14 protein-coding genes are annotated in these 13,844 nt (G+C 68.6%); 2 read left to right on the plus strand and 12 right to left on the minus strand.

Annotated features, from left to right (window positions below; genetic code table 11):
- Nucleotides 1-69 precede the first annotated feature (69 nt).
- Both QF036_RS00715 and QF036_RS00720 read left to right on the plus strand, forming a co-directional pair.
- Nucleotides 70-912 (plus strand): DUF222 domain-containing protein, encoded by an 843-nt coding sequence (locus QF036_RS00715; RefSeq protein ID WP_307098315.1) that lies wholly within the window; start codon nt 70-72, stop codon nt 910-912.
- Nucleotides 909-1,823, plus strand: a complete 915-nt coding sequence (locus tag QF036_RS00720; protein WP_307098317.1) for an HNH endonuclease — start codon at nt 909-911, stop codon at nt 1,821-1,823. Before QF036_RS00715 ends, QF036_RS00720 begins: the two co-directional genes overlap by 4 nt.
- Nucleotides 1,824-1,904: 81 nt before the next feature.
- Here the strand turns inward: QF036_RS00720 and QF036_RS00725 are convergent, their stop codons facing one another.
- The 12 genes from QF036_RS00725 to QF036_RS00780 all read right to left on the minus strand — a co-directional run bounded on the left by QF036_RS00725 (nt 1,905) and on the right by QF036_RS00780 (nt 13,763).
- Nucleotides 1,905-2,744, minus strand: a complete 840-nt coding sequence (locus tag QF036_RS00725; RefSeq protein WP_307098320.1) for an IclR family transcriptional regulator domain-containing protein — start codon at nt 2,742-2,744, stop codon at nt 1,905-1,907.
- 126 nt (nt 2,745-2,870) lie between these two features.
- Entirely contained in the window at nt 2,871-3,554 is a 684-nt protein-coding gene (locus QF036_RS00730) for a 3-oxoacid CoA-transferase subunit B (RefSeq protein WP_307098322.1), read from the minus strand.
- Between the two features lies 1 nt (nt 3,555).
- Nucleotides 3,556-4,257 (minus strand): 3-oxoacid CoA-transferase subunit A, encoded by a 702-nt coding sequence (locus QF036_RS00735; RefSeq protein ID WP_307098324.1) that lies wholly within the window; start codon nt 4,255-4,257, stop codon nt 3,556-3,558.
- 3 nt (nt 4,258-4,260) lie between these two features.
- A complete protein-coding gene (locus QF036_RS00740) occupies nt 4,261-5,478 on the minus strand; it encodes a thiolase family protein (protein WP_307098326.1) in 1,218 nt (405 codons plus the stop codon).
- Nucleotides 5,479-5,556: 78 nt separating this feature from the next.
- The gene (pcaC, locus tag QF036_RS00745) at nt 5,557-6,069 is read right to left on the minus strand and encodes a 4-carboxymuconolactone decarboxylase (RefSeq protein WP_307098328.1); all 513 of its coding nucleotides are present in this window, start codon (nt 6,067-6,069) and stop codon (nt 5,557-5,559) included.
- Nucleotides 6,066-6,884, minus strand: a complete 819-nt coding sequence (locus QF036_RS00750) for an alpha/beta fold hydrolase (protein ID WP_307098330.1) — start codon at nt 6,882-6,884, stop codon at nt 6,066-6,068. Before QF036_RS00750 ends, pcaC begins: the two co-directional genes overlap by 4 nt.
- Entirely contained in the window at nt 6,877-8,427 is a 1,551-nt protein-coding gene (locus QF036_RS00755; RefSeq protein ID WP_307098332.1) for a lyase family protein, read from the minus strand. Before QF036_RS00755 ends, QF036_RS00750 begins: the two co-directional genes overlap by 8 nt.
- Nucleotides 8,424-9,014, minus strand: a complete 591-nt coding sequence (gene pcaG / locus QF036_RS00760) for a protocatechuate 3,4-dioxygenase subunit alpha (RefSeq protein ID WP_307098334.1) — start codon at nt 9,012-9,014, stop codon at nt 8,424-8,426. The genes QF036_RS00755 and pcaG overlap by 4 nt, the downstream gene beginning before the upstream one ends.
- Nucleotides 9,007-9,855, minus strand: coding sequence for a protocatechuate 3,4-dioxygenase subunit beta (gene pcaH, locus QF036_RS00765; RefSeq protein ID WP_373460239.1), 849 nt, complete (start codon nt 9,853-9,855; stop codon nt 9,007-9,009). Before pcaH ends, pcaG begins: the two co-directional genes overlap by 8 nt.
- An 83-nt stretch (nt 9,856-9,938) precedes the next feature.
- On the minus strand, nt 9,939-11,858 hold the full coding sequence (locus QF036_RS00770) for a bifunctional sugar phosphate isomerase/epimerase/4-hydroxyphenylpyruvate dioxygenase family protein (RefSeq protein WP_307098339.1): 1,920 nt from the start codon (nt 11,856-11,858) through the stop codon (nt 9,939-9,941).
- Nucleotides 11,858-12,739 (minus strand): shikimate dehydrogenase, encoded by an 882-nt coding sequence (locus tag QF036_RS00775; RefSeq protein WP_307098340.1) that lies wholly within the window; start codon nt 12,737-12,739, stop codon nt 11,858-11,860. The genes QF036_RS00770 and QF036_RS00775 overlap by 1 nt, the downstream gene beginning before the upstream one ends.
- Before the next feature lie 175 nt (nt 12,740-12,914).
- Entirely contained in the window at nt 12,915-13,763 is an 849-nt protein-coding gene (locus QF036_RS00780) for an IclR family transcriptional regulator (RefSeq protein ID WP_307098342.1), read from the minus strand.
- Between the last annotated feature and the right edge of the window lie 81 nt (nt 13,764-13,844).

Consider the following 13,844-nt stretch of genomic DNA (forward strand, 5'->3'; position numbering starts at 1 on the left):
CGCGAAAAAACTTTGGGGGCCTCGGCCGGCGGGACTAATAATGTCAGACCCCCTGATCAGACTGGTTCCATGGAAGCCATTGGGGGATTCACCGCAGGCCGGGCCTTAGGGCCCGGTGCCGGTGGGTTCGCTACGGCCGGTGGGTTGGCTGCCGCCGGCGCCAACGCCCTTCAGAGCCTTCCTGCTGCGGCGGACGTGGTGGACCACTGCATTACTGTGCTGTCGTCGAACGCGATCACCGCCGGAGACACGGCGTTGTGGGGTTTCGGGCAGGCCGCGGATTTCGCGGGCCGGGTCGAGCAGCTCTCCCGTCACGTGGAGTTTCTGCAGGTGGTGGCCGCATGCGCGGTGGACCGTGCCCGCACCGAGGCCCTCACCGGCGCGACGTCACCCCTCGACCCGACCGCTGCCGTCTCAGGGGACCCGGGTCCGGGGGATGACGGGTCCCGCAACACTGTCGAGTTCCTGCAGGCCAGGCTGCGGATCCCGGCCACCGAAGCCCGCCGCCGGCTCTCCCTGGCCGGCGCCGTGCTGCCCCGGGCCGGTTTCGGCGGCCAGCAGCTCCCGCCCCGCTACGAAGAACTCGCCGCCGCGGTCAGCACCGCCCAGATCAGCTCCCGCGCCGGGACCACCATCACCCTGGCCCTGGACCGGGCCCGGCATCTCACCACCCCGGCCCTCACCACCGAGATGGAACACGCCCTGACCCAAACCGCCGTCGAAAGCGACGGCGACTTTCTGACCCGGGTCACCAAACACTGGGCCGAGGCGATCGACCAGGACGGGACCGAACCCTCCGAACCGGCCCTCCGCCACATCCAGGGCGCCTTCATCCGCCGCCCCAAACACGGCCTGCAACACCTGGAAATTTTCGCCCCGCCGAACAATTCGAAACCCTCACCACCGTCATGAACACCGCCACCAACCCCCGCACCCCGGCACCCGGCACTGACGCAACCAGCACTGACGCAACCGGGGACGGCACTGCTAGGACCGGCAGTGACGGGGCAGATGCCGCCGGAACCGGTGGCGACCGGACCGGTGGTGACAGGACCGCTGGTGACGGGGCCGGTGAACGGGGTGGCCTGGCCGGCTGGGATACCTCGGGCGTCCCGGAGATCCCTTTGGATCACCGGTCCCAGGGCCAGAAGAGGCTGGACGGGCTCGTCGGCGCCTGCCAAACCGCCCTCACCACCGACACCTTGCCCGCCAACGGCGGCCACCGGCCCCAGATCCTGGTCACCATCAACTACCGCGACCTCCTCGCCGAACTCCAGCACCGACAGGGCGCGCAGTGGGGCGCACCGCCGGCTGACTGGGCCCAAGGCGGCCAGTGGTCCCAGGGCGCGCAGGGTCCCCGGCCGGGCTACACCGGCCGGACCTGCGACGGCACCGCCCTGTTCGCGTACGGCGGCCCGGTGAACCCGGCCACGATCCGCAAAATCGCCTGCGACGCCGACATCATCCCCGTCGTCCTCGGCAGCGAAGGCCGGATCCTGGACATCGGCCGCGCCTCCCGGGTCTTCCCGCCCCACATCCGTAAAGCCATCACGGCCCGGGACCAGGGCTGCGCGTTCCCGGGCTGCACCATCCCCGCCCCCTGGTGCGAAGCCCACCACATCACCTACTGGTCCCGGGGCGGAACCACCAGCACCGGCAACGGCGTCCTGCTCTGCAGCCACCATCACCACCTCATCCACAAAGAACACTGGACCATCGAAGTCACCAACGACGTCCCCTGGTTCAAACCCCCACCAGAACTCGACCCCCACCGAAAACCCCGCCGCAACCACTACTTCCGCTCACGACCCCAACACGAATGAGCTCACGGCTGGTTTCTCTGAGCTCCATTGTGGGAAGGCGCAGATCCTCCGCCGCGCCACCAACCAACCGGGTTAGTACAGCTACCGCCCGCTCGAGAAGTCCGACGAAATCCGTTCTGCCGTGGCCACGATTTCCTTCCGCACGGATTCGAGGTAGGCCTCGGGATCCGGCTTGGCGGCGACAGACTGGGCCTGCAGAGATACGTTGACGGCCGCCACCACCTTCGGGCCGTGGTAAACAGGCGCGGCCACGGACATCAGCCCAAGCTCCAACTCCTGGTCCAGCAGGCACCAGCCTTGGGCCCGGACTTTGTCGAGGACGGCCAAAAGGTCCTTCACCGTGCCGATCGCGCGCGGGGTGAGGGGCTTGATCTCCGCCGCGGACAGGTATTCCTTCAGCTGCTCCGGCGGAAGCCCGGCGAGCAGCACCCTGCCCATCGACGTCGCATACGCGGGGAACCTGGTCCCCACAGTGATGCCGATGGTCATGATCCGGCGGGTGGTGACTCTGGCTATGTAGGCGATGTCGGTCCCGTCCAGCACCGCTGCGGACGTCGATTCCCCCAGCTTCAGGGACAGCTCCTCCAGGTGTGGCTGCGCCAGCTGTGGCAGCGAGAGCCCGGAGAGGTAGGCGTAGCCGAGCTGCAGCACCTGGGCCGTGAGTGCGAAGGTCTTGCCGTCGGTCCGGACGTAACCGAGCTCCACGAGCGTGTGCAGGAAACGCCGCGCTGTGGCGCGTGTGAGATCCGTGCGGGCAGCCACCTCGGTGAGCGTCATGTCGGCATGTTCGGTGTCGAACGCGCGGATCACCGCCAGCCCGCGCGCGAGCGACTGCACGTACTGGTCACTGGCCGCCGGCGACGCCCCGTCCTTTGGCGGGCGGCCCGCCCGAGGCGTGGTCCCTGCTGCTGCGTCGGTCATGGTTACCAATCCTAATCGGCGCGAACGGACACTTCCGGCCCCGCCGCAAAGCGCGAACGGACACTTCCGGCCCTGCGCCTGGGGCCCAAGTGTCCGTTCGCGCTGGGAGGCGGAAGGAAACGCGGGTTACTGCTCGACGGCGGGGGCTGCTGTGAGGGGGACGGGGACCAGGGCCTGGAGTTCCTCGAGGGTGCAGCCGAAGGTTTCGCGGACCTTCACGCCGTCGGGGCCGGTGAGGAATACGGCCTTGTCGGTGTAGACGCGGGTGACGCAGCCGACGCCGGTGAGGGGGTAGGTGCAGGCTTCCACGATCTTGGAGGCGCCTTCGCGGGTGAGGAGTGTCATCATCACGAAGACGTCCTTGGCCCCGGTGGCGAGGTCCATTGCGCCACCCACGGCCGGGATCGCGTCGGGCGCGCCGGTGTGCCAGTTGGCGAGGTCACCGGTCGCGGAAACCTGGAACGCGCCCAGGACGCAGATGTCCAGGTGCCCGCCGCGCATGATCGCGAACGAGTCGGCATGGTGGAAGTACGACGCTCCCGGGAGCTCGGTGACGGGAATCTTGCCGGCGTTGATGAGGTCCTCATCGATCTGGTCCCCGGTCGCGACGGGGCCCATGCCCAGCATGCCGTTCTCGGTGTGGAGCGTGATGTTCTGCTCAGGCACCAGGTAGTTCGACACCAGGGTCGGCTGCCCGATCCCCAGGTTCACGAACGATCCCGGTTTGATGTCGCGGGCCACGAGCCGGGCGAGGTCGTCGCGGCCCAAAGGGGTTTCGGACGTCCGGATGGACGTTTCTACAAGGCTCATCTCAGGCCACCTGTTCTGCGGTGCCGGCGGCGGCAGCACCGCTGGAATCAATACGGACGATGCTGTTGACGTAAATGCCGGGGGTCACGATGTTCTCGGGGTCCAGGGCACCGGTGGGCACGATCTCGGACACCTGGACGATCGTGTGCTTCGCGGCGGCGGCCATGATCGGGCCGAAGTTCCGGGCCGTCTTGCGGTAAATCAGGTTCCCGACGCGGTCGGCCTTCAGCGCTTTGATCAGGGCGACGTCGGCGTGGATCGGGGTTTCGAACACCTGCCCGCGGCCGTCGATGATGCGGGTTTCCTTGCCCTCGGCCAGCATGGTGCCGTACCCGGTGGGGGTGAAGAACCCGCCGATGCCGGCCCCGGCCGCGCGGATGCGTTCGGCCAGGTTGCCCTGCGGCACCAGCTCCAGCTCGATCTGCCCGGCCTTGTACTTCGCGTCGAAGTGCCAGGAGTCGGACTGCCGCGGGAAGGAGCAGATCATCTTGCGGACCCGGCCTTCCTTGATCAGCAAAGCGAGGCCCTGGTCGCCCTGCCCGGCGTTGTTGTTCACCACGGTCAGGTCCGTGGCGCCACTGTCCAGCAGCGCGTCGATCAGTTCGAACGGCTGGCCGGCGTTGCCGAACCCGCCGATCATCACGGTGGAGCCGTCCTTGACGGCCGCGACGGCGTCGCTGACGGTGTCAACGAAATTCAGCATCGCCTATGCCTTTCCAGTAGTAGCAGTCACGTTTTCCAGTACGACGGCCAGGCCCTGGCCGACGCCGATGCAGATCGCGGCGACGCCCCAGCGCTCACCGGAGGCCTGCAGGCTGCGGGCGAGCGTGCCCAGGATCCGGGTGCCGGAAGCCCCCAGCGGGTGGCCCATGGCGATCGCGCCGCCGTGCCGGTTCACGATCGAGGGGTCGATCCCCCAGGCGTTGATGCACGCCAGGGACTGCGCGGCGAACGCCTCGTTAAGTTCGACGGCGCCCACCTGGTCCCAGCCGATGCCCGCCTTCGCGAGGGCCTTGTTCGCCGCTTCCACCGGGGCGAAGCCGAAGAACTGTGGGTCGTTGCCGTGCGCGCCGCGCCCGGCGATCCGCGCCAGCGGCTCCAGGCCCAGGATCGAGGAAGCGTTCTCGGAGCCGATCCAGGCCGCGGAGGCGCCGTCGGACAGGGGCGACGCGTTACCCGCAGTCACCGTGCCACCCTCAACCCCAGCAGCTTCAGGCCGGAACACCGTCTTCAGCCCGGCCAGCTTCTCCGCCGACGAACCCGGGCGGATGCCCTCATCCCGGACCAGGTCCGTGCCCGGAACCGGGGCCACCAGGTTGTCGTAGAACCCCTCGTCCCACGCCGCCGCCGACAGGTTGTGCGAAGCAGCCGCGAACTCATCCTGCTGGGCCCGGGTCACACCGTACTTCTCACGCAAACGCTCGGTGGCCTCACCCAGGGAGATGGTCCACTCCTTGGGCATGGCCTTGTTCACCAGACGCCAGCCCAGCGTCGTGGACGCCAGGGTCATGTCCCCGGCCGGGTACGGCTTCTCCGTTTTGGGCAGCACCCACGGGGCACGCGACATCGATTCCGCCCCGCCCACCAGGACCAGATCGGCGTCGCCAGCGTTGATCTGCCGGGACGCGATGATCGCCGCGTCCAGCGACGAACCGCACAGCCGGTTCACCGTGGTGCCGGGGATCGAGACCGGCAGTCCGGCCAGCAGCGTGCCCATCCGGGCAATGTTGCGGTTCTCCTCGCCGGCGCCGTTGGCGTTGCCGAACACTACCTCATCGATTCGCTCCACATCCAGCCCGGGCGCCCGGCGAACGGACTCGCCGATCACGTGCGCTGCAAGGTCATCCGGACGGACGGCGGCGAGGCCGGAGCCGAACTTGCCGAACGGCGTGCGTACGGCGTCGTAAACAAAAGCCTGGTTCATGAATTCCTCGAATTCTCTGGACCCAACTGGGTAGCACTTCAGGGCGTTATGAGGGTTCAGAACGCCGTCTGCTGCTACCTAGTTGGGTGGGATGGGGGTGTTGTCGAGCCCGGCGCTGTCCATTTCATGGAAGACCTGCTGGGCTGTCTTGAAGGCGGTGTTGGCGGAGGGGACCCCGCAGTAGATGGCGGTCTGCAGCAGGATCTCCTTGATCTCGTCCCTGCTCAGTCCGTTGGTGATGGCCGCGCGGATGTGCATGGCCAGTTCTTCCCAGTGCCCGTGCGCCACCATGGCGGTGATGGTGACCGCGGAGCGCATCTGGCGCGGCAGGCCCGGCCGGGTCCAGATGCCGCCCCATGCGATGCGGGTGATCATGTCCTGGAAGTCCTCGGTGAAGGTATCCTTCTTGGCGTTGGCCCGGTCCACGTGCGCGTCGCCGAGCACTTCGCGCCGGACCACCATGCCGCCGTCGTAAATCTCCTGGCTGGTGGCGCCCGGCTGGACCACGCCGTTCCGCCGGGGGTCGGCAGCCTGGGCGTTTGCAGCCTGGGTGCCCGCTGCCTGGGTACCGGTAGCTTCGGCGCCGCTCATTTCGCTCCTCCGTGGGTTTCGGTCCAGGAAATGAGGCTCCGCATCAGCTCGGCCACGTGGGCGGGTGCCTCGGCGGGCGCCAGGTGCGCCACGCCCTCGAGCGTGGCTGCGGACGCTGTGCCGCCACCGGCGGTGATGCCGGCGGCTACCTCTTCGGCGAACGACGGCGGGGCCACCCCGTCCAGCGCACCCGCCACCGCCTGCGTGGGGACGGTGATGCTGCCGAGCTGGTCGCGCACGTCGAAGCCTGCCAGTGCCTCGCAGCAGAAGGCATAGCTGAAGCGGTCGGCGTCGCGCAGGGAGTGCAGGAGCCGGCTGCTGAACTCCGGTTCGCGGTCCATGAACCCGGGCGCGAACCAGCGTTCGGCCGAGCCCTGGATCATCACCGGGGTGCCCTGGGTGCGGACAGTCTCGGCGCGTTCCAGCCAGCCTTCGGGGGTGCCGAGCTTGGCGCCGGAGCACTGCACGGAGAGGCTCTTGAGCCGGTCGCCGTGCTTGATGCCCAGCTGCAGGCCGGTGGCCCCGCCCAGGGACACTCCGGCGTAGTGGAACTTCTCGCCGGGGGCGATCGAGTCAACAAGTTCGACGACGGCGTCCGCCAGGTCCGCGACGCTGAACGTTTCGGCGGCGGCGGCAGAGACACCGTGTCCGGGCAGGTCCCAGGCGACGACGTCGAAGTCGTTGCCCAGGAGCGTGCCGACCTGGGCCCACAGCACCGAGGAGGTGCCGAGGGACGGCCCGACGATCAGGAGCGGTTTGTCCCCCAGCGCGCGCTGGGGGGAAAGCAGCACTGCCTTCACTGCTGGTTTAGCCACGGGAAGCTCCGTTTCCGTCTGGTTCGGTTGAAGTAAGCGCAAAATCCGGGAAAGCCGCAAGGATCCGCCGCGAGATCTCTGCTGCCTGCCCGAGGTAGCTGGCGGGGTCGAGCAGCTCCTCCAGCCCGGCGTCGGAGAGCCTGTCCGCGGGGACGGCCTCGCGCAACAGCCGGCGGTAGGTGGCGGCCTGTTCGGCCGGCGGTACCTGCAGCGCCTTGTCGACGATGGCCTGCAGCTGCTGCTTCCCGTCCAGGCCGGCTCCGGGGGTGCCAGATCCGCCAGCGGGAAGAAGCGGTGCCATCGCGGCCGAGACGCCTTCGCTGAGCAGCAGCGGGCCGGACAGGTCCAGGTTCCGCCGCATGCCGTCGGGGAAGACCTGCAGCCCCCCCGCGAGTTCCCGCATGTGGCCGGCGGCGCCGAGGGCCAGTGCGAGCAGCTGGCGCAGTGCCGGCCATTCGGTGTGCCACGCACCGTCGGGGCGTTCGTCGTTGAAGGTGGCCGCGGCAAGGTGCAGCTGCGCAGCAAGGCCGGGCGCCTGCAGGGCGGCGCTGCGGACCAGCACAGACAGCACGGGGTTCTGCTTTTGCGGCATCGCCGAGGACACTCCGCGGCCGGGGGCGCGCGGTTCGGCCACTTCGGCCACCTCGGGACGGCTCAGGAACAGGACGTCCGCAGCGATCTTGCCGAGCGCGTCCATCACGGAGGCGACCGCGTCGCCGAGCGACGTCAGGGCCAGCCGGTTGGTGTGCCACGGCGCGGGTGCGGCGGCGAGGCCCAACTGGGTGGCCAGCGCGTCGGAGAGTGCAAACGGGTCCGTGCCAGAACCGGACGTCAGCTTTGCCTTGGAGGTCAGCACAGTGCCGGCGGCGAGCGTACCCGCCGCACCCCCGAACTGCACCGGCAGCTCCAGCGACTCAAGCCGGCGTGCCGCGGCCGCCAGGCCGGAGAACCACTGCGCCGCCCGAAGCCCGAACGTGAACGGCAGCGAGTGCTGGGTCAGGCTCCTGCCGACGCACAGCGTGTCGGCGTGCTGTTCCGCCAGCCGGGCGAGCGCCGCCGTCGTGCCTTTCACGTCGGCGAGCAGCGCCGCGACGGTGTTGCGCGCCACCAGCATCAGGGCCGTGTCCAGCACGTCCTGGCTGGTGAGCGAGGTGTGCACTGCCTTCGCGGCACCCACACCGGCGCCGGCAGTGTCCAGCGCCTTGACCTGGGCCCGGAGATCGGCCAGCAGCGGGATCACCGGGTTTGCGCCGCCCTGGGCGCGCCTGGCGATATCGGCAAGATCGTACCGGGAGGCGTCGGCGGCGTGGGCCACCACGGCAGCGGACCCGGCGGGAGCGAGGTCATGCTGCTCCAGCACCGCGGCCCAGCCGGCCTCGACGGCGAGAATCGCCCCGAGGACGGCCCGGTCACCGGTCAGTGCCGCCACGAGGGGCAACGCCGACACAGGGCTGAGCAGTCCGACGTCGCCGAGCCCGGCGGCACTGTGAAGCCCCTCGACAATGTGAAGCCCGCCGGCGCCCGCTGCCTGGAAGCCGGTCATTTTGCGGCGCCCCCGGTTCCGGTTCCCTCGAAGTCGAGGAAGACGGTTTCGCCCTCGCCCTGCAGGCGGATGTCCCAGGTGAGCCCGCCGTCGGCGTCGCGGCGTGCGATCAGCGTCTTGCGGCGTTCGGGGTCCAGCGAGGAGAGCAGCGGGTCATTCGCCAGCGCCTCCTCGTTCTCCGGCAGGTAAATGCGGGTGAAGAGGCGGTTCATCAGGCCGCGGGCGAAAATCGCGACGGAAATGAAGGCCGCTGCGCCGGGTTCGGTGGGGCCGGGGTTCACCGTGGTGAAGGTGTAGACGCCGGAGTTGCCCACGGCGCTGCGGCCGAAGCCGGTGAAGGTGTAGCCGTCGCGGACCAGCGAACCGGTCCGGTGCACGATGTTGCCCTCGGAGTCCGGCTGCCAGATCTCGAGGATGGCGTCGGGGATGGCGTGCCCGGCGCCGTCGTAGACGGTGCCCTGGAGGCGGATGGATCCCGGCGAGCCGGGGGCCAGCAGCTCGCGGTCCTTGTCGTAGGGCAGGGCGTAGCCGTAGAACGGGCCTACAGTCTGGCCCGGGGTGGGAACAAGCTTGGTGGAGTTACTCATGGTCGTCGCCTTCCGCGCCCAGCGCCTCGTTCTCGGTCCAGGTCCGCTTGGAGCCCGTCAGGATGATGTCCCAGTTGTAGCCCAGCGCCCATTCCGGCTGGGTCAGGTCGTGGTCGTAGGTAGCCACGAGGCGGTCACGGGCATCCTGGTCCAGGATCGACTGGTAGATCGGGTCCAGCGGGAAGAGCTGGTCACCCGGGAAATACATCTGCGTGACGATCCGCTGCGTGAACTCCGTGCCGAACAGGGAGAAGTGGATGTGCGCGGGACGCCAGGCGTTGAGGTGGTTCTTCCACGGGTAGGCGCCCGGCTTGATGGTGGTGAAGCGGTAGGAGCCGTCCGGGCCGGTGATGCAGCGGCCCACGCCCGTGAAGTTGGGGTCCAGCGGCGCCGGGTGCTGGTCGCGCTTGTGGATGTAGCGGCCGGAGGAGTTGGCCTGCCAGATCTCCACCAGCTGGCCGGCAACCGGCCGGCCGTCGCCGTCCAGCACGCGGCCGGCGACGATGATGCGTTCGCCCTGGGGCTCACCGTTGTGCTGGATGGTCAGGTCCGACTCCAGGGCGTGGACGTCCTGGTGGCCGAACGCCGGGGAGTACAGCTCGATGGTTTCCGGGTCCGCGTGGTGCAGGCTCTTGGTGGGGTGGCGCAGGAGGCTGCTGCGGTAGGGCGGGAAGTCCAGGCGCGGCTGGGTTTCCGGCTCCGCACCGTCCTTCAGAGCCCGGGCGTAGGCGTCTCCGAGGGCCTTGATCTCCGCGCTGAGATCCTGCTGGGTTTCCACGCGGGGCTTCTCTGCAGGGACGGCCTGCGGGGCGGCCGGGGTTGCGGGTACTGCGTCCGACAGGTCCTCGGTCAGCGCGTCGGCGTTGTACGTTGCGAGATTCACGTCTTCAGGCACAGCAGCCTCCTTTCAATCTGTGGTTGGAATCAGTGGTTGGTTTTGGTCAGGTTGTGCAGGTGGTCGTACTGGACGGCATGGCGCACCGGCGCGTTGGGCGCCCCGTAGCCGTCGTAGTTGCCGCGGCGTTCCACCATTTCGAAGAACACGCTGCCCACCGTGGCGGTGTAGAAGTGCAGGAACTCACCGTCGGCGTCGCGGTCGTACAGCAGGTTGAGGTCCCGGAGCGTGTCCAGGAAACCGGGGTCGAGGTCGAAGCGGGCGTCCAGGTCCTCGTAGTAGTTTTCCGGGATCTGCAGGAACGCCAGTCCCCGGTCGCGGGCGGCGCGGGCGGTGGCCACCAGGTCATCCACGGCGAACGCGATGTGCTCCTGGTAGGTCTTCCGCGGTGCCGTTCCGAGGTCCGCACCGTCCTGCTGGATGACCGGTGCCAGGTTCAGGACCAGGCGCACGTCCCGGTCCGAGGTCTGCATGACCTGGGACCGGACCAGTCCGCTGGGGCTGGCGACCTCGGCGTACGGCTGCGGCTCCAGCGCCAGGGCGCTCGTATAGAAGAGGACAGCCTCGTCGAAGTGCTGCCACGGCTGGGCCAGGTTCACGTGGTCGATCACCGCGGTCCGGGCGCCGGACGGTACCTCGAGCCCCTCCCCGAACTCCCGCGTCCACGCAGCGGTTCCGTCCGGGTTGCCCTGGCACAGGAAGATCTCGGTGGAGTCCGGGGCGGCGAAGCCCTGGAACACTTCCTCGTTGGCCTGGCTCTTCCGCGGAACCACGGGGGCCTTGAGCTGCTGGGCGCGGGCCGAGGCAATCACCGGGGAATCGACGTCGAACCCCAGGGCGGCGATGGCCGGCTCGGCGGCCTCGGGGGCCTGTTCGTTGACGATCACCCGGGCGTGGCCCATGGTCCAGAGCTGGACGTCCTTGGTGCGGTGGCGGCCGTTGAACTCGAAGCCAAGCTGTCCGAGGACCTTTTCCAGCACCCCGGTGTCCGCGGCCTTGACCTCGGCGAAGTTGAAGCCGGCGGGCTCCGCCACCTGCGGGAGCGTTGCAAGCTCCATGGGATAACGACGGCGGGCAGGGGCCGGAGGACCACCAGCAACAGCACCACCGGCGGCGGCCGGCGCGTTCGCGTCCAGCCACTTGGCGCTCTGTTCCTCCAGCCAGATCAGCGAGCGCATCGCGTCAACGGCGGTGCGTTCGACGTCGGACTGGCGGAAGACGTCGTTGAAAACCTCGAGCGAGACCGGCCCGGTGTAGCCGGCGCGGACCACGTGGCCCATGAACTTGGCGAGCTCGAACTGGCCCTCGCCCGGGAAGACGCGGTAGTGCCGGCTCCAGGAGAGCACGTCCATGGAGAGCTTGGGGGCGTCGGCCACCTGGACGAAGAAGATCTTGTCCGCGTTGATGTCCTCGATGGGCGCGGTGTCCCAGTCTCGGGACAGGATGTGGAAGGAGTCCAGGCAGGTGCCGAGGTTGGGGTGGTCCACCTTCGCCACGAGGCGGTGGGCGTGCTCGTAGTCGTTGACGTACTTGCCCCAGGCGAGGGCCTCGTAGGCAACCTTGACGCCGTGCTCACCCGCGAGGTCCGCCAGGGCGGCGAGCTGCGCGGCGCGGAGGTCGTCGTCGTCGATCGTGGCCGTGGCGACGTTGGTGCAGACCAGGATGGTGTCCATGCCCAGCCGGGACATGAGCCGGAACTTGGCCTCGGCCCGGCGGAGGTTGGCCGCGAGCAGATCCTCGGTCACGCTGTCGAAATCGCGGAACGGCTGGTAGAGGTCCAGCGTGAGGCCAAGGTCCGCGGCCATCCTGCGGACCTCTTCGGGGCTGAGCGACGAGGTGACCAGGTCCTGCTCGAAGATCTCGATGCCGTCGAAGCCCGCGATCGCGCAGGCCTGCATCTTTTCCTTCAGCGTGCCGGAGAGGCATACGGTGGCGATCCCGGTGCGCATCAGACGGCCACCTCTTCCGCGGCGATGAGCTCCAGGAAGTGGGCGCGCATCCGTTCGGCGTCGGGCTCGAGTCCGGTGAAGATCCGGAAAGCGTCGGCGGCCTGCCCCACGGCCATGCGTCCGCCGTCCAGCACCTGGCAGCCCTTGGCCCGCGATTCGCGGACGAGCTCGGTTTCGATGGGGCGGTAGACGATATCCGCCACCCAGTGCCGGGGCTCCACGAGGGCCATGTCCAGCGGTGTGCCGGGGTGGGCGGCCATGCCCACGGGGGTGCAGTGCACCAGCCCGTCGGCGGCGGGCATCAGCTGCGGCAGCTCCGCCGTCGTGCGTGCGGTGACGGTGCGGTCCGGGAAGAAGCCGGCCAGTTCGGCGGCGCGTTCGGCGCAGCGCGCCGGGTCCGTGTCCACGAGTTCCAGCGTCTGTACGCCGGCCGTGAGCAGGGCGTAGGCGACGGCGGATCCGGCGCCGCCCGCTCCCAGCTGCACCACGCGGTCCAGCCCGGCGTCCGGAAGTCCGGAGCCGAGGGCGGCGGCGAAGCCGGAGAAGTCTGTGTTGTGGCCGATGAACCGGCCGTCCTGGATAACCACGGTGTTGACGGCGCCCAGGCGTTCGGCGTCGGGGGCGATCTCATCGAGGTGCTGGAGGACCAGCTGCTTGCACGGGTGCGTGATGTTCAGCCCGTTGAAGCCCATCCGGTAGGCGCTTTGCAGCAGGTCGCCGACGGCGGTGGCCGGCAGGTCGAGCTCGTGCAGGTCGATGGGCCGGTACAGGTAGCGGACGCCCTGGACGTCGCCTTCGCGCTCGTGCATGTGGGGCGAGAGCGACGGCATTACGCCATCCCCGACAAGTCCTATGAGGTAGGACTCGGTTCGATTGCTCATGCGTGCGGCTCCTTTGACAACGGCACTCGACCGGCTTGGGCGCCTGCTGCGCCCCGTGCTGGCCGGGTGATACGGATAACAGTACAGGAAAAGTTCATATGATGCACTCTTGTTCTACATACGAACAAGTGAGTTTCGGGCAGCATGTCCGGTGCGGTTTAGCGCTGTGTGCGGTTTAGCGCTGGGGCAGCCGGGCGGAAAGCTCGACGGCGGCCGCCTGCAGGAGGGGAACCAGCGCCACCAGCGCCTCCATGCTGAGCCGGAACACCGGAACAGCGGTGGCCAGGGAGGCGAAGGCGATGCCTTGGGAGTTGAAGACCGGCACCGCCACGGCGCGCATGCCCAGCTCGTTTTCCTCATCCATGACGGCGTAGCCCTGCCGGCGGACCTTCTCGATTTCTGCGCGGAAGGCGTCCCGGTCGGTGATGGACAGGCCGGTCAGGGGCTCCAGCGGAAGCTCCTCGAGCAGCCGTTCGCGGTCCTCGTCCTCAGCGAATGCGACGAGCGCCTTGCCGACGGACGTGGTGTGGAGCGCACCGAGATGCCCGGGGTCGCTGGTGACGCGGAATGTCTGCGGGCCGTCCACTTTGTTCACAGTGAGGTGGTGGATACCGTCACGGACGGAGAGGATGGTCGCCTCCCCCGTCTGCTCAGTAACGCGGCGCAGGATGGGCAGTGCCGTACCGGCGAACCCGTGGTGGCTGGAGACCGCCTGGCCCAGCTGGAAGATGCGAAGGCCAAGGTGGTAGCGGCGCCCGTCCGGCTCGTAGTCCACGAACCCGTCACGGGTGAGCGAGCCAAGGAGCCGGTAGGTGGTGCTGAAGGGAAGGTCCGCGCGCCGGGAAATCTCCGCCGCACTGGCTCCGCGGGGCTCATCCCCGAGCAGGACCAGCAGGCCCAGGGCTTTGCCCACCATGTCGGTGCGGGATTCCCCCCTGGCGGGTCTTGCCGCTTCAGCGGGGGCATCTGCTTCAACGGGGGCATTCGGGGAGGCGTCTTCGCCTGTGGCTTCCTTCACACTCATAGCTCGATGTTGCCACAATGTGAGAGCTATTTCTAGATCGTGAGCAGTTTTCTTGACAGGTGACTGCCCTCACAGCCATCA

The organism is Arthrobacter globiformis, assembly GCF_030817195.1.
Taxonomy (GTDB): Bacteria; Actinomycetota; Actinomycetes; order Actinomycetales; family Micrococcaceae; genus Arthrobacter; species Arthrobacter globiformis_D.